Raw genomic sequence first — 16,296 nt, forward strand, 5'->3', positions numbered from 1 at the left:
TATGAAAACAGTAGTCATTACGCAGGCCAGATCCGGATCTACGCGACTTCCAAATAAAGTATTAAAAGAAATTAAAGGGAAAAGCCTTCTTGAAATTCATATTAATAGGATAAAAGGAAGTAAGTTAATCGATGAAATATTTATTGCTACCACAATCAATAAAGAGGACGATAAGATTGAAGAGCTTGCAAAACTATTAAATGTAAAATATTATAGGGGTAGTGAAGATGATGTATTAGATCGATTTTATCAAACAATACATAAAATTAGTCCAGATTACATTGTAAGATTAACTTCGGATTGTCCTCTAATAGATCCAATTTTAATTGATGAGGTAATTCAATATACCAAAGATAATGATTTGGATTATTGTTCTAATACCTTAGAAGAACATTATCCTGATGGACAAGATATTGAAGTATTTAAATTTTCTGCCTTAGAGAAAGCCTGGAAAGAATCAAAACTCAAATCAGAAAGAGAACATGTAACCCCATATATTTATAATAAATCAACTTATAGAGGAGAGGATTTATTTAAATCCGATAATTATGGATTAAATGATTCTTTTAATGGTGTAAGATTGACGGTTGATGAAATATCAGATTTTCAGGTGATTAAAATAATAATCGAAAATTTAGGTTGTAACAAAAGTTGGTTGGAATATGCAAGATACTATCAGGAAAATGAAGAGATTAATAAGTTAAATAACAAAATTATAAGGAACGAAGGTTATTTAAAATCTATAAAAGAAGATAAAGATGAGTAGTAAGTATAAAAAATCAGAGGAGTTTTTAAAAAGAGCAGAAAAAACAGTTCCTCTAGGTTCTCAGACCTTTAGCAAAAGTAAAACACAATTGCCAATAGGAATTTCTCCTTTTTTTGCAGAGCGAGGTCATGGTGCTTATATGTGGGATGTTGATGGAAATAAATATATAGATTTTGTAAATTCATTAGCGGCGATAACTTTAGGATATAATAATGAAAAAGTTAACAACTCTGTATCAAAACAATTAGAAAAAGGAACTATTTTTTCTTTGGCTAATGAATTAGAGTTTATGGTTGCAGAAAAAATATGTGAAATGGTTCCTTGCGCAGAAAGAGTGAGGTTTGGTAAGAATGGTTCAGATGCTACTTCTGGAGCTATAAGAATTGCAAGAGCCTATACAAAAAAAGATTATGTTTTGGTTTGTGGATATCACGGCTGGCAGGATTGGTATATTGGATCTACTACACGTAATCAGGGAGTGCCGGTAGCTACTCAAGATTTAACACATAAATTTGTATACAATGATATCCATTCTTTAGAAGAAAAGATTGAGGAATTGAAAGGAAATATTGCAGCTGTAATCCTTGAACCTGTAAACATTTCTCCACCTAAAGATAATTTTTTAAAAAAAGTAAAAGAATTAACTCATAAAGAAGGAGCTGTTTTAATATTTGATGAAACAGTTACTGGTTTTAGGTATGCAAATGGTGGTGCTCAAGAATTTTTTGGAGTTACTCCTGATCTAGCAACTTTTGGAAAAGGCTTGGCCAATGGGTATCCTCTTTCAGCAGTTGCTGGTAAAAAGGAAATTATGTCATTAATGGAGGATGTTTTTTTCTCATTTACTTTTGGAGGAGAAACACTTTCATTAGCTGCGGCCTATACAACACTAAATATTTTACAAACAGAACCGGTTATAGATTCCATCTTTAAAGTTGGCGAATATCTGATAGATAATTTAAACAAACTGATCACAAATTATAGCTTAGAGGATATAGTTAGTGTTCAAGGCTACCCTTGTTGGTCATTTTTGGTTATAAAATCAACAAATTGGGCAACTACAGAAGAATTGAAAACGCTGTTTATGCAAATTATGTTTGAGCAAGGTATTTTTGCTTTAGGAACTCATAACTTGAGCTATTCTCATACTAAAGAAGATATTGATCAGTTAATGAATGCTTATACAATATTTTTCGACACTCTCAAAGATGTAGAAAGTCAAAATAATATTGATACCGCTTTAAAGGCAAAACCTTTGGTTCCTTTGTTTAAAGTAAGATAATTGAACCTTAATCAAAGTAATTAATTTAAGAGAAAACATCTAAAACTTATAGAGTTTAATAAAAATATCTCTTTTGAAGAAAAAAATACTTTTTAGAGCTGATGGCAATACAATAACAGGTCTAGGCCACCTGTATAGGTTGTTTGCTCTTGCTGAAGTCTATAAACAAAGTTATGAGTATACTTACATAACAAAATCTTCATCTACTGTTGAGGTAATTCCTGAAGATTATAATATTGTAGTAATTGACAAACAAATAGATTTGCTAGAAGAACCCTTATGGCTAGCCTCTAGATATAATCCTGAAGAACATATTATTATTGCAGATGGTTATCATTTCACATCATCTTATCAAAAAAGCATAAAAGATTTAGGCTTTTCATTGATTTTTATAGATGATTTAGCAAAAGAACACATGTATGCTGATATAGTGATTAATCATTCATCTTCTTCTCAAGTTTCAGATTTTAAAAGTGAAGATTATACCCAATTCGCTCTTGGAACAGAGTATTCTTTACTTAGACCTGCGTTTTTAGAATTAGCCAAAGAGAAAAGAACTATAAACAAAATTAACACAGCTTTTATATGTTTCGGAGGAGCAGATAAATTTAACTTCTCTTATCAAACAGCTAAGGTTTTACTAGAAATTGACCAAGTTAGCAATATTCATATAGTTATTGGTGCTGCTTATAATGGAGATGAAATAAATGAACTAAAACATAAGTTCCCGCAACGTATTAGAGTTTATAGAAATCTGTCAGAAAAAGAATTAATAAAAGTTATGAAGCTTTGCAATTTGGCAATAGCTCCTACAAGTACAATACTATACGAGCTTTTATGTGTTAAAATGCCAATTATTTCTGGGTATTTTGTAGAAAACCAAAAATCGGTATATAATTGGTTTAATCAAAAGAAATGCTTTTATGGGATAGGTGATTTTTGCGATTTTGATTTTAAAAAACTAAAAGACATTATTGTAAAATTTAGTGATGTATCTTTGCTTCAATCGTATATTAACAATCAATCTAAATGTATTGACGGTAATCAAAAAGAAAGATTTCTGAAGTTAGTAAATAACCTTTAAAAAGAATTCAATAGCCTACTTATATTAAATAGTTTTAAAACATAAAAGGTTTAAAAAATTGTTCTTCTATGAAACTCATATTAATTACAGGAATAAATAAAGGACTTGGTGAGGCTATATTTGATCATTTCATTGCTTGTGATGAATATAAAATCATAGCAATCTCTAGAAGAATAAATAAAAGCCAAGAAGAATTGCTTAGAGATAATAAGTTTATTTATATATCTATAGATTTGATAAACCTTAAAAACCCTAATCAGGATTTAGGAATATCGCAACTGATTGGTGAGGCTGAAGAATTAACATATATAAATAATGCAGCTATCATAACCCCAATAGATAAAATAGGTTCTTTTCTTAATGAACAGATATTACATATATTACATCTCAACACAGCTGTACCTCTACTAATAACTAACTATTTATTTAATGAAGCTAAAAACAAGAAAATTAACTTGGTAAACATTTCTACAGGTGCAGCAAAACGTCCTATTATTGGTTGGAGTTTATATTGCGCTTCTAAGGCAGCAAATGAGATGTTTTTTGAAACTTTAAAAGAACAGGAAAAAGAAAACAATAATGTTAGTGTTTTAAATATAGATCCGGGCGTGATTGATTCAGGAATGCAAGAAGTGATTAGAAACACTGATGATAAAATTTTTCCCAAAGTAAAAGATTTTATAAAGCTGAAAGAAAATAGTGAATTACAAAGTCCTAAAAATGCAGCTATAAAGATTATTAATCAAATTAACTCATTAAAAAGTTGAGATTATGAAGATAGCTGTTTTATCAGATATCCATGGAAACATAGATGCTCTTAGATCTGTTTCTAAGCAAATGAAAAAAGAAAATGTCGATTTTGTATTTTCTTTAGGAGACCATTTAGGGTATTATGATGGAGCTCAAGAAGTTTTTAATGAGATTAAAAGATGGAAACATCATATGATTGCAGGAAATCATGAAAGAATATTTTTGGATTTCTTAAATGAGGATGATGAATACAGAAAAAAAGTAATTGCTAAATATGGAAGTAGTTATTTAAAGTATGAGAAAGATTTTGAGGATAATTTAATTAATGAAATATCTCAGTTACCAGAAGAAAAAGAAGTCGTAATTGATAATATTAAATTCTTACTTTGTCATGGTTCTCCGTTGGATAAAGATCAGTATGTGTATCCGGATATTGATAAAGAAATATTAAACACATTCGGATCAAGTAATTATGACTTTGTATTCATAGGTCATACACATTATCCAATGGTATATAGAGGAGAGAAAACTATGATTATCAATGTAGGTTCTGTAGGTCAGGCTAGAACCATAGGAGGGATTGCAAATTGGGGTATCATAAATACAGAAAATATGGTGTACACACCTCAAAATACACCTTATGATATTTCCAGATTAGAAAAAGAACTGAGAGAAAATAAAGAAAGAGAATATTTGTTTAAAATTTTGAGAAGGAATAATAACACATTATGAAATTGAACATATTAGTAACAGGTTGTGGAGGAGATATTGGACAAAGTATCGGTAAAATATTGAATAATAGTGATTATGTAAACAAACTAATGGGGTGCGATATCTCTGATAAAAATGCAGGGCAATTTATATATGAAGATTTTTTTCTTGGTCTACCTTATACAGATAAAGATTATATAAAAAATCTTGAAACTGTTATTGAAAATAATAATATAGATATCATATTACCTATAGCCGAACCAGAACTTCGGTTTTTCTCAAATTCAAAAATATTGGATAAAATAGGGAAAGCCCAAATGCTTTGTGCCAATGAAATTACCTTGGAAATAGGTTTTGATAAACTAAAAACAGCAAGTTTTTTAAAAGAAAATAACTTGCCTTTTCCTGATACTGTAATTTTAAAAGATATTGAGAAACCAAAGGAATTCCCGGTAATCATTAAATCTCGTACAGGATCGGGATCGTCAAAAGTAAATGTTGTTAGAGAAATTAATGAATTCAATTTTTTAAAAGATAAATATCCAGATTATATAGTACAAGAGTATTTATCATCAGAACAAGGAGAATATACTTGTGGATTGTTTAGAAGTGGTAAAGGAGAAATCAGAAGTATTATTCTTAAAAGAGAATTAACAGGTGGATATAGTGGGTACGGAGAAGTAATTCATAATAAGGAAATATCTGAAACACTTGAAAAAATTGCTGAGAAATTGAATTTAGTCGGAAGCATAAATGTTCAACTTAGACTTACCTCCAAAGGACCAGTAGTTTTTGAAATTAATCCTAGATTTTCAAGCACAGTATTATTTAGACACTTATTTGGGTTTAAAGATGTATTGTGGTCGATTGAAGACAAAAAAGATCAAAAATTATCTAATTACATAGAAGTAGAGGAAGGTAAAAAGTTTTATAAAGGCTTTAGTGAATACATTTCATAAATTAAGATAAGACAATGAAGGAACTATATATAGGAGACAGAAAAATTGGAGGAAATGAACCTTGCTTTATAATAGCAGAGTTGTCTGCAAATCATGGAGGTAAAATCGATATTGCAATCGAAACGATTAGAGAGGCAAAAAAAACAGGAGCAGATGCAATAAAATTACAAACTTTTACTCCCGATACGATCACATTAAATTCAAAACGACCAGAGTTTTTGATAAATCATGGAACTATTTGGGATGGTAAATATTTATATGATTTATATAAAGAGACCTTTTTGCCTAGAGAATGGCATAAAAAACTATTTGAAGTAGCAAAAGAAGAAGGCTTAATCTGCTTTTCTTCACCTTTTGATTTGACCGCGGTTGATTTTTTAGAAGAATTAAAAGCCCCTGCTTATAAAATAGCATCTCCAGAAATTCTAGATATTCCATTAATTGAAAAATGTGCAAAAACAGGAAAACCAATAATTATAAGTACTGGGATAGCTTCTATCTCTGACATAGAATTAGCGGTTAATACTTGTAGGAGTGTTGGTAATAACAATGTGATTTTATTAAAATGCACAACCTCTTATCCGGCACCTATTGAAGACGCTAATTTAAAAACAATAAATAATTTGGCAGAAACTTTTGATGTAATTCCAGGGCTTTCTGACCATACACTTGGGACGATTGTTCCAACGGTTTCAGTTGCTCTTGGGGCGAAAGTTATTGAAAAACATTTTATTTTAGATAAATCAATAGGGGGAGCAGATGCATCGTTCTCATTAGACACAGGAGAATTTACACAAATGGTTACTTCGGTTAGAGATGCAGAAAAAGCGATTGGAGAGATATCATATAAAATAAAAGACAAGGCTTCAAAATTATCTAAATTGGCGTCAAGATCACTTTTTATTGTTGAAGATGTAAAAAAAGGAGAAAAATTAACCGAAAAAAATATTAAATCTATCCGACCAGGAAATGGATTGGCTCCTAAATATTATAATAAAGTTATAGGAAAAACTTTTTCTCAGGATATCGTAAGAGGAACACCTTTAGATTGGAAATATTTTGACTAAGTAATGCAAAAAAAAATCACAGCATTATTGTTAAGAGGATCTTCAATGGGAGCAAAATTTCTATTGATGATTGGTCTTTCAAAAGTACTTTCTACTTCTGATTATGGAGTAATAAGTCTAATTGTTACAACGATTACATTTTTTGTTTTTTTATTAGGCTTTGATTTTTATAATTATTCTCATCGAGAATTAATTGAAAATAAAACAAATCAGCAATCATTTTTGTTAAACCAATTTTGGTTTCATACCATTGGTTATATAGTTTTTATTCCTATAGTATATTTAATATTCTTAAAAGAAATAATTCCGTTTGAATATTTATTTCCATTTTATATTTTATTGATATTAGAGCATTTATCTCAGGAGATATTTAGGTTTTTTAATTTGTTTAATAAACAAAACCTGGCCAATCTAACTCTTTTTATTAGGACTGCATTTTGGATTTTAATAATGGTATTTGTTGAATACTTTCTATTAAAAAATGAAATTAATATCGAAAAGATTCTTTACTATTGGATTGGAGGTTCAGTATTGAGTTTGCTATTTAGCGCTGGATTTTTAATAATTTCCAGAAAGAAGATGCTTCAGAATGTTGTTTGGTTCTCCATTGACAAAAAATGGATTAAAAAAGGAATATCAGTAAGCTTCCCTTTTTTTATTGGCACTGTTGCTTATAAAATAATAGAGTACTCTGATCGTTATATGATAGATTGGTATTTGGGCAAAGAATCGGTTGGTATATATTCTTTTTATACCAACTTTGCAAATATTGTAAATATTGTTGTTAATACAATTACTATTACATTGATAGTTCCTAATTTATTAAGAGCAGTAAACTCTAATGATCCGGATCAGATAAAGAATATGATCTCTAAGTTTTCTAAAGAATTGTATATCACAGTAATTTTAATAAGCATACTAATTGCTATAATGATATATCCCACTTTACATTGGTTAGATAAAGAAGATTTCTCATTACAGCTACCTGTTTATTTTGTGGTTTTAGTTGGTAATATTATGCTTAATTTTTCATTACTATTTCATTTTTTATTATATAGCTATAAGAAAGATAAACAAATACTTAAACCAGCTTTATTTGCAGCAATTTTGAATGTTATTCTAAATATGATTTTTATCCCGATATTTGGTATTTTAGCAGCTGCCATTTCTACACTAATTAGCTTTGGACTCATTTTATTTTTGAAGAGGTTTTATTGGCATAATTTTAAAAAAAAGACAATTGAATATAAAAACTAAGAATATAAACGTCTTTATTGCTATTTCTCCTAGTCATATTTTAAATTTTGAGAGTATAATAAAATCTGAATTACATTCTTCTGGTAGTACAATTTTATTGAACCCTGGTAATTTTAAATATGAGACGAAACTATGGGATAATGTGATAAACGGGAATATGGATTTAACATATACAGTTTCATCTGGTTTAGGTAAAATAATATTTCAGTTAAAAAAGATTAGTGGGTACAAAAAATATTTGAAAAAGATTAAAAGAGAGTTTTCTTTAAAATCAAGATGTGAATTCTATTATTGTAATCTTGATGATATTCTTACAAATCATATTTTTCAAATCTTTAAAACTAATACCAAAAACACATTTTATGTTGTAGAAGATGGGATACTGAATTATTATCATCCTGATCGAGTAATAAGCACCTTAAGTTTTAAGAAAAAGTTATGTAGGTTGTATAATTTAAGATTTGAAATATTTTTATCTCACCCTACAAATATTAGCGCTAATATTGTTAACGGACAATATGTTAGAATTCCTGAAAAGGCTATTTGCTCAGAAAAATCTATAAAACTACCTTTTGAGCAAATATTGTATAAACCTTTTGAGGATGTTGTTTTAATTATAGGGCAAGATATAATGCATAATTGTGAAGAAGGTGAAGCATATTATGAAAAAAGATTAGATTTGTTGTTTAAAAGGATTAAAGAACAAAAAAAGGGCAAGAAAGTTGTTTATAAACCTCATAGAAATGGAGATATAAGTATTGCGAAAAAACTTTTAAAACAAAATTTTGAAAACTATGAGTTATTTCTTGATAATACTCCGATAGAAGATTGTATTCCTGAAATTGCACCCCTGGAAATCTATTCATTTGAATCGAGTGCCATTTTGAATTTAAAAATTGCATTGAAAGATAGCCCAATTCTTTTTACCGTCTTACCTTTTAATGATAAAAACAAAAATCTAATAACTCTTTATAAGGAATTAGGAGTAAATATTTTTAAATGACACTAGTATTTAACTTAATCTTATTAGGCATATTTTTCTTCTTTTTGTACATGTTTGCAAAGAAGAACTTTAAAGTATTGTTTATTTATGGATTGTTGGTTTTTCAAGGTTTATCCATTATACCTTCCTTGATTTATATAGAAGAGGGAATATATATAAGTGAACAAGGAAGAGATAGTTTTTTTGTTGGAGCAACTTTAATCTACATTGTTTATTTTATAATAACCTTTTTGTTCATTTTAGCGACGTTTAATACTTTAAAAAAAGTAAAGCCAATTACGCCTAGATTAAAAATTGGTAATACTATCTTAGATGTTAAAGTTATATTCTTTATTGTAATAGCAACTTTGTTAGTATTGTTATATAATGCAAGCCAATCAAGATTACCTCTTTTTGATATTGGAGTTACTCGATTTACATATTGGGAGAATTCTAAATTTCCTTTTTTAAATAAAGTTTTAGGAAACACTTCAATTTTTATCCCATTTGCTTTAGGAATACTTTTTAAAAGGTATAAAAAATCTTCTATTTTTTTAATGATGGTTTATTTTGGCTATAATTTTTTAATTGGCCAAAAATTCTCACCAATTGTTTCTGGATTATTTTCCTTTTTTCTCCCTATTGTCTTGACATCAGATTATAAAATCGACTTTAAAAAGATTTTCAACAAAAAGGTACTTTTCCCATTAATAATAATATTTGGAGTAGCGTATGCAGTAATTTATAAGCGTTATGAAGAACGTTCTCCTTATGCGATAATAAAAATTTATGACCCCAATGAAGCTATTTTTTACAGAGCCTTTGGACTACAGGGTCATTTGATGTGGGGAGCGGCAGAAACATATGTTTATAATGATGAAGCTCATTCCTATAATTTTATGGATTTATCTAAGGGAATGCAAAAATTGATGTATAAGTTTGCCGCTGTTAAAACGGGATTAGATAAAGCCATAAACAAAGGATTTAATTTTACTAATGGATACCCCTCAATACTACTTATGGTTTACCCCATTTGGATAGCCTTGATTATACATGTGTTTTTAACGGTATCAATTTTAGGGTTTTTAGGGTGGCTATTAAAAGAGTTTATTACAAAAAAAGCTTATGTTATGTCTGTAATAACATATCAGCTGTTTAATTGGACGATCTATGCATTTACTATGGGATATTTTTATAAATTAAAGTATACCATTATATTTCTTATCTGCTATAGCATTTTTGTTTTTATGAATCAAAGAACACGCGAAAAACTAAGAATAAATCAACAAGAGAATAATTAGTTAATAAAATATCTATACAGATTATAAAAATGAATCAATTTTTTAAAAACAAATCAAAAATAGTAGAGTTTTGTTTTTTTCTAGTTATTGCAGTGCTCCCATTTACTATGATATTATCTCCAATATCTATTGGATTGCTTTTAGGTGTTTTTTTAATTTTTGGCGATAAATCTGATCTTAAAGAAGTATTACTTAGAAATAAGGTATTAATATTAATAACGGTTTATTATTTTTTTCAGATAATAAGTATGTTTTATTCTTCTGATTTTGGCATTAGTTATAAAAGAATTGAAACTCAAATACCTTTATTAATAATCCCAATATTATTTGCATTAATTAAATTAGACTTAAAACAGATTTATAAGGCCAAAACTGTTTTTATAATCGCTTGTGTCATTTTTTGCATTATTGCATTGATAACATTAGGGTATAATCTTATAATTAACTATGAACATAGATTAAATTATAATTTTGTTCAAAGATCAATGTATCATTTCCACTATCCTTATGATGTAATGTATATCAATGTAGCCAATGTTTTCTTACTTTTTGGAGGCGTTATAAAAAAATATAAAACACCAATTACACTTCTATTTTTGTGTTTCATTGTTTTATCAGGAACAAGAATGGGTGTTTTTACATATTTGCTGGTAACTTTTATATATGGTATTAGGAATTTTAAAAAAATTCTTAATATCCAAACGATCTTAATTTTGTTAGGTGTTATGGCTTTAACTGTATTATTAATTAATACAAGCCAATATGTCAATGATAAATTTTATGATTCTTTAAGTAAACTAGGTTTAAACACTAAAACTTATGTTTCGGATATTGGAGAAGAATACCATAATATTACGTTAAGACAAAAATTATGGAATACTTCTTATGAAGCGTTTAAAGAGAAAGAAGTTTTAGGTTACGGTACAAAAACATCAAAAATAATATTAAACGATCTTTATAATAAAAAAGGGTATAAAAATTTAAAAGACCTAAATTCACATAACCAATACCTAACTACTGCTCTAGAGCTTGGGTTTGTTGGGCTTTTATTATTAATACTGATATTAATAATATCGTTTAAAATGGTTTATAGAACAAAAAATTTAACACAATTACTTGTTGTTTTAGTAATTATGTTGGCATTTTTTACTGAGTCAGTATTAGTTCGTCAAAAAGGAGTGGTTTTCTTTTCTATCTTTATTTCGTTATTAATTATTGAAAGCACACTTTTATTTAAGAATAACATCTCAGGGGTATCAGGAAATAAATTGGATATTAAAACTAACCATCAAAATAATAACAATTGAAAAGCTATAAAACAATGACAGTAATATTGGAGAGGTTATTTGTTCTATTAATCTTTTTAAAAGAGAAAATGTTTTATTCCTGTATATTATTAAGCTGTTTTATTTCGTGCGAATCAGTTAATAATGTCTCAAGTGTAAAAGAAAAATATTTTATTGAAGAGTACAAACCTTTATCAATCGATTTACACGCATCAGAAGGTGGATTAGCTCGAATAAATAAAAAAGCAATTGCAGTTGTATATAGACGGGACAATTCACTTTCTCATGTAAGTAATAATTCTGATATAGTTTTAAAAATTAGTAATAATAATGGAAAAACATGGGGCAATGAACAAAAAATATATGACAGTCCATATGATGATAGAAACCTTATAGTTGGTAATTTGGCAAATGGGAGTATTATTATTGTTTTTAGAAGATATGATGTCGAAAATAAACAAACTATTGATTCTGGTTATATAATAAGTTCGGATGAAGGAAAAACTTGGAGTGATTATATAAAAATAGGTGGGACAGAAAATGTATCTAACCAGCCTTTTGGAAGTATAATGATCGACGGAGAAATATCTAGTTTCTTAATCAATTATGATAAAGGAGTTACCAAAAGGTATTCTACATTTGATAATTTTTCAGGATCTCCTAATGAAACAATAATAGTTAATGATGATTCTAAAATACTTCAAGAACCTTTTTTAGTTAACATTTCGGATGGTAAGAGTATTTTAATATTCAGAAATGGAAATGGAAAATATGGGCAAAGCTCCTATTTTCAATATAACTCTGATGATGGGATTAATTTTTATTTTAAAGGAGAAACAAATCTTTTTGACGATTTTAAGCAACCAGTTAGAAACCCTGTATCCTTAAGGTATGACAAAAAATCTAACCAACTTGAAGTTTGTGCTGTCTCAAGAGTTTTAGCAAATACAGAAGAAAACTTGAAAAACGAATTAAGGATATATCGTCAAGATGCTGATGCTGTTTTCGATAACCCTCAAAAATATGTGCTAAAACATAATGTTTTAAGACCATTCCCCTCTAAACATTGGTTTTATGGATATCCTAAGTTTTTAAATATATCAAAAAATGATGTATTATATATTATTACGGATTCTAGGATAAATGATTTAAGTATATCTCCTTTAACTCATTTGAATAATGAACAAGCTAACCTATATACTTTTAAAATTAAGAATAATCAATAGGATATACCTTAATCTTTATTATGTAAAAATGTTTCTTGTATAAGACAGGATATGCATATAAATAAAGATCACTTAATTATTAGTTATATCTTAAAAGATGTAGTGTTCTTTTTAGGTATATTTGCACGCTCCTTATATAGGTGCTAATAACTTTGAATTTATGAATAAAATAAAAATAGCACACATACTTAATTCTGTTGGTGGTGTGGATGTTTCCTTAAGATTGATAATAGAAAATATCGATCCTGATAAAAATGATTGTTTTGTAATTCATGGAAATAAAGACACCTCTAAAAGTTTTATAGACAAAAAAGGTGATAATATAAGAGATTATAAATTACCAATTCAAAGAGAGATAAGCCCTATAAAGGATATTCTGTCAATAATAAAGACTATTAAAATTTTAAAAAAAGAAAAACCTAACTTAATTCACGCTCATAGTGCAAAAGGCGGGATAATTGCTAAAACAGCTTCTTTGTTTTATCGAACAAAAGTATTGCACACTCCTCAAGCATACTCTTACTTAAGTGCAAGAAGTAGATTTAAAAAAAGCTTTTTCTTAATGATTGAAAAGTTTTTTAAATTTAAAAATTCAATTTTATTAGCTTCCTCTAATTCAGAACTTCAAAGAGGTACAAAGGAAATAGGTTATAAAAAATCTAATGCAGAGCTTTTTAATAATTCAATACTACCAATACAAATAGAGAATAAAGAATTAAAGTTTAATTCTACGTGGCCTAAGAACTATATATGTACAGTTGGGAGACCATCTTATCAAAAAAATATTGAAATGATGATAGAGGTCCTTAAAGAAGTTAAAAAGCAGGTTCCTGATATTCATTTGGTTTTAATGGGTGTTGGTGAATACAATCCAAATATTGGAAGTGTAAAAAAACTAATAGATGAATATGATTTGGAAGCAAATGTTACTCTAGTTGAATGGATTGATAGAAAGGAGATTTTTAAGATAATTTCGACTTCAAAATTGTATATCTCAACAGCGAGATATGAGGGACTTCCTTATTCGATTATTGAGAGTTTAGCGCTGTCTAAAGCTTGTGTTGTAACCAATTGTGATGGAAATAGAGATTTAGTAGAAGATAACTATAACGGATACGTCATTGATAATAATAATGCAAAAGAAATGGCTGATAAAGTTATTAAGTTGTACAACAATGAAGAATTAAGAAAAAAAATGGAAGAGAATTCCAAAATTTTATTTGAGGAAAAGTTTAATATGAACAATAATATATACAAGTTAGAAGAATTATATCAAAAATATAGCTCATGAAGATATCAGTAATAGGTACGGGATATGTAGGTTTAGTAACAGGGACCTGCTTAGCAGAAACTGGAAATGAAGTAGTTTGTGTTGACATAGATGAAAATAAAGTTCAAAGAATGCAAAATGGTGAAGTTCCAATATATGAACCTCATTTAGATGTGTTATTTGAAAGAAATATTAATGCAAAGAGATTACAATTTACTACATCATTAAAAGAAGGTTTAGATCATGGGGAAATCATATTTTTGGCATTACCTACACCAGAAGATGAAGATGGTTCTGCAGATCTTTCTTATGTATTGGGAGTAGCAGAACAGATAGGAGAATTAATTTCTGAGTATAAAGTAATAGTAGATAAAAGTACAGTCCCTGTTGGAACGGCTGAAAAAGTTAGAAAGACTATTTCTAAGAATGCAAAATGTGACTTTGATGTGGTATCTAATCCTGAGTTTCTTAGAGAAGGTTTTGCTGTTGATGACTTTTTAAAACCAGAAAGGATAGTGGTTGGTGCCAACTCTGAAAGGGCTACAGAATTAATGCAAAAATTGTATAAACCATTTGTTAGATCAGGTAATCCTATTATTATAATGGATGAAAAATCTGCAGAATTAACAAAGTATGCTGCAAATTCATTTCTAGCTACTAAAATTACCTTTATGAATGAGATTGCTAACTATTGTGAAAAGGTAGGAGCAGATGTGGATATGGTTCGAAGAGGAATGGGAACAGATTCGAGAATTGGTAAACGATTTTTGTTTCCTGGTATAGGTTATGGAGGATCTTGTTTCCCAAAAGATGTAAAAGCATTGTATAAATCGGGAAAAGAAGACAATTATGAATTTCAAATTTTGGAATCTGTTATCAATGTTAATGCGCTTCAAAAAACTGCGTTAATTCCTAAAATTGAAGCTTTTTTTGATAGTAGTTTGACAGACAAGAATTTTGCAATTTGGGGATTAGCATTTAAACCAGAAACAGATGATATAAGAGAAGCACCAGCTTTATATATTATAGATGAATTGTTAAAACGAAACGCCAATGTTAAGGCTTTTGATCCTGAAGCTATGGATAATGTGGCAAGAAGGTATGGAGATAAAATTACGTTTGGAAGTTCTATGTATGATACATTAGAAAATGCAGACGCTTTAATTATTTGTACCGAATGGAGTATTTTCAGAACTCCGGACTTTACAAGAATTAAAAAGCTTCTTTCAGACTTAGTAATTTTTGATGGTAGAAATTTATATGATGCTTCTGAAATGAAAAAAGAAGGTATTAATTACATTTCTATTGGAAGAAAAGACGTAACAATGTCTATTGTAAAGTAAAACAATCGTTAATTTTATTATTATAAATAGTTTTGAAAAAAATACTTATAACAGGAGCAGCAGGTTTTTTAGGATCACATCTTTGTGACCGTTTTATCAAAGAAGGATACCATGTGATTGGTATGGATAATCTGATCACCGGAGATTTAAAAAATATTGAGCATTTATTTAAGTTAGAAAGGTTTGAGTTTTATAACCATGATGTAACTAAATTTGTCCATGTTCCAGGAGAATTAGATTATATTTTACATTTTGCCTCTCCCGCAAGTCCAATAGATTATCTTAAAATACCTATTCAAACGTTAAAAGTCGGTTCGTTAGGAACGCATAATCTTTTAGGATTAGCTAAAGAAAAAAATGCACGTATTTTAATTGCTTCGACTAGCGAAGTTTACGGCGATCCTTTAGTCCACCCTCAAAATGAAGATTATTACGGAAATGTAAATACAATTGGACCTAGAGGAGTATATGATGAGGCTAAGCGATTTCAGGAATCGATTACCATGGCATATCATACTTATCACGGTGTTGAAACGAGGATCGTTCGTATTTTTAATACTTATGGACCAAGAATGCGTTTAAATGATGGGCGAGTAGTTCCAGCATTTATTGGACAATCATTAAGGGGAGAAGATTTAACTATTTTTGGCGATGGATTGCAAACAAGGTCTTTTTGCTATGTTGATGATTTAGTAGAGGGAATCTATAGGTTGTTATTTAGCAATTATGTATATCCAGTTAATATTGGTAATCCAGATGAAATAACAATTAAAGATTTTGCCGAGGAAATTATTAAATTAACAGGGACAGCTCAAAAAGTTGTATATAAACCATTACCAACAAACGATCCATTGCAAAGACAACCTGATATCACTAAAGCAAAGGAAGTTTTAAAATGGGAGCCAGAAATCGGAAGAGAAGAGGGAATGAAGAGAACTTTAGAATATTTTAAAGATTTATCTGAAGAAGAACTACATAAAAGTGAGCATAGGGATTTTTCAAAGAAATGATT

Annotated in this window: 15 protein-coding genes; all 15 read left to right on the forward strand. The window is 28.7% G+C overall.

Annotation, left to right across the window (positions count from 1 at the left end):
• Position 1 precedes the first annotated feature (1 nt).
• The 15 genes from U0D62_RS23840 (at position 2) to U0D62_RS23910 (ending at position 16,294) form a co-directional block, all read left to right on the forward strand.
• On the forward strand, positions 2-766 hold the full coding sequence (locus U0D62_RS23840; protein WP_322289871.1) for a glycosyltransferase family protein: 765 nt from the start codon (positions 2-4) through the stop codon (positions 764-766).
• On the forward strand, positions 759-2,048 hold the full coding sequence (locus tag U0D62_RS23845; protein ID WP_322289872.1) for an aspartate aminotransferase family protein: 1,290 nt from the start codon (positions 759-761) through the stop codon (positions 2,046-2,048). Before U0D62_RS23840 ends, U0D62_RS23845 begins: the two co-directional genes overlap by 8 nt.
• A gap of 73 nt (positions 2,049-2,121) precedes the next feature.
• Complete coding sequence (gene pseG, locus U0D62_RS23850; RefSeq protein ID WP_322289873.1) at positions 2,122-3,132, forward strand: UDP-2,4-diacetamido-2,4,6-trideoxy-beta-L-altropyranose hydrolase; 1,011 nt, start codon at positions 2,122-2,124, stop codon at positions 3,130-3,132.
• A 68-nt stretch (positions 3,133-3,200) separates the two neighbouring features.
• On the forward strand, positions 3,201-3,899 hold the full coding sequence (locus U0D62_RS23855) for an SDR family NAD(P)-dependent oxidoreductase (protein ID WP_322289874.1): 699 nt from the start codon (positions 3,201-3,203) through the stop codon (positions 3,897-3,899).
• Positions 3,900-3,903: 4 nt separating this feature from the next.
• On the forward strand, positions 3,904-4,614 hold the full coding sequence (locus U0D62_RS23860; protein ID WP_322289875.1) for a metallophosphoesterase family protein: 711 nt from the start codon (positions 3,904-3,906) through the stop codon (positions 4,612-4,614).
• Positions 4,611-5,552, forward strand: a complete 942-nt coding sequence (locus tag U0D62_RS23865; RefSeq protein ID WP_322289876.1) for an ATP-grasp domain-containing protein — start codon at positions 4,611-4,613, stop codon at positions 5,550-5,552. The genes U0D62_RS23860 and U0D62_RS23865 overlap by 4 nt, the downstream gene beginning before the upstream one ends.
• Positions 5,553-5,566: 14 nt before the next feature.
• The gene (gene pseI / locus U0D62_RS23870; protein WP_322289877.1) at positions 5,567-6,619 is read left to right on the forward strand and encodes a pseudaminic acid synthase; all 1,053 of its coding nucleotides are present in this window, start codon (positions 5,567-5,569) and stop codon (positions 6,617-6,619) included.
• Positions 6,620-6,622: 3 nt separating this feature from the next.
• Entirely contained in the window at positions 6,623-7,876 is a 1,254-nt protein-coding gene (locus U0D62_RS23875) for an oligosaccharide flippase family protein (RefSeq protein WP_322289878.1), read from the forward strand.
• On the forward strand, positions 7,860-8,879 hold the full coding sequence (locus U0D62_RS23880; protein WP_322289879.1) for a polysialyltransferase family glycosyltransferase: 1,020 nt from the start codon (positions 7,860-7,862) through the stop codon (positions 8,877-8,879). The genes U0D62_RS23875 and U0D62_RS23880 overlap by 17 nt, the downstream gene beginning before the upstream one ends.
• A complete protein-coding gene (locus tag U0D62_RS23885; protein ID WP_322289880.1) occupies positions 8,876-10,159 on the forward strand; it encodes a DUF6418 domain-containing protein in 1,284 nt (427 codons plus the stop codon). Before U0D62_RS23880 ends, U0D62_RS23885 begins: the two co-directional genes overlap by 4 nt.
• Positions 10,160-10,188: 29 nt before the next feature.
• The gene (locus U0D62_RS23890) at positions 10,189-11,466 is read left to right on the forward strand and encodes an O-antigen ligase family protein (protein WP_322289881.1); all 1,278 of its coding nucleotides are present in this window, start codon (positions 10,189-10,191) and stop codon (positions 11,464-11,466) included.
• A gap of 14 nt (positions 11,467-11,480) precedes the next feature.
• The gene (locus U0D62_RS23895) at positions 11,481-12,671 is read left to right on the forward strand and encodes a sialidase family protein (RefSeq protein WP_322289882.1); all 1,191 of its coding nucleotides are present in this window, start codon (positions 11,481-11,483) and stop codon (positions 12,669-12,671) included.
• A 160-nt stretch (positions 12,672-12,831) separates the two neighbouring features.
• Positions 12,832-13,962, forward strand: a complete 1,131-nt coding sequence (locus U0D62_RS23900) for a glycosyltransferase (protein WP_322289883.1) — start codon at positions 12,832-12,834, stop codon at positions 13,960-13,962.
• Positions 13,959-15,284, forward strand: coding sequence for a UDP-glucose dehydrogenase family protein (locus U0D62_RS23905; RefSeq protein ID WP_322289884.1), 1,326 nt, complete (start codon positions 13,959-13,961; stop codon positions 15,282-15,284). The genes U0D62_RS23900 and U0D62_RS23905 overlap by 4 nt, the downstream gene beginning before the upstream one ends.
• 32 nt (positions 15,285-15,316) lie before the next feature.
• Positions 15,317-16,294, forward strand: coding sequence for a UDP-glucuronic acid decarboxylase family protein (locus tag U0D62_RS23910; RefSeq protein ID WP_322289885.1), 978 nt, complete (start codon positions 15,317-15,319; stop codon positions 16,292-16,294).
• The last annotated feature ends 2 nt before the right edge of the window (positions 16,295-16,296 follow it).

Source organism: Aquimarina callyspongiae, assembly GCF_034322225.1.
GTDB lineage: Bacteria > Bacteroidota > Bacteroidia > Flavobacteriales > Flavobacteriaceae > Aquimarina.

What these genes read in the sequence shown, in the direction of transcription:
- U0D62_RS23890 (WP_322289881.1), top strand. Translation starts at nt 10,189, where the DNA reads ATGAATCAATTTTTTAAAAACAAATCAAAAATAGTAGAGTTTTGTTTT.
- U0D62_RS23860 (WP_322289875.1), top strand. Translation starts at nt 3,904, where the DNA reads ATGAAGATAGCTGTTTTATCAGATATCCATGGAAACATAGATGCTCTT.
- U0D62_RS23875 (WP_322289878.1), top strand. Translation starts at nt 6,623, where the DNA reads ATGCAAAAAAAAATCACAGCATTATTGTTAAGAGGATCTTCAATGGGA.
- pseI (WP_322289877.1), top strand. Translation starts at nt 5,567, where the DNA reads ATGAAGGAACTATATATAGGAGACAGAAAAATTGGAGGAAATGAACCT.
- U0D62_RS23885 (WP_322289880.1), top strand. Translation starts at nt 8,876, where the DNA reads ATGACACTAGTATTTAACTTAATCTTATTAGGCATATTTTTCTTCTTT.
- U0D62_RS23905 (WP_322289884.1), top strand. Translation starts at nt 13,959, where the DNA reads ATGAAGATATCAGTAATAGGTACGGGATATGTAGGTTTAGTAACAGGG.
- U0D62_RS23845 (WP_322289872.1), top strand. Translation starts at nt 759, where the DNA reads ATGAGTAGTAAGTATAAAAAATCAGAGGAGTTTTTAAAAAGAGCAGAA.
- U0D62_RS23855 (WP_322289874.1), top strand. Translation starts at nt 3,201, where the DNA reads ATGAAACTCATATTAATTACAGGAATAAATAAAGGACTTGGTGAGGCT.
- U0D62_RS23865 (WP_322289876.1), top strand. Translation starts at nt 4,611, where the DNA reads ATGAAATTGAACATATTAGTAACAGGTTGTGGAGGAGATATTGGACAA.
- U0D62_RS23840 (WP_322289871.1), top strand. Translation starts at nt 2, where the DNA reads ATGAAAACAGTAGTCATTACGCAGGCCAGATCCGGATCTACGCGACTT.
- U0D62_RS23900 (WP_322289883.1), top strand. Translation starts at nt 12,832, where the DNA reads ATGAATAAAATAAAAATAGCACACATACTTAATTCTGTTGGTGGTGTG.
- U0D62_RS23895 (WP_322289882.1), top strand. Translation starts at nt 11,481, where the DNA reads ATGACAGTAATATTGGAGAGGTTATTTGTTCTATTAATCTTTTTAAAA.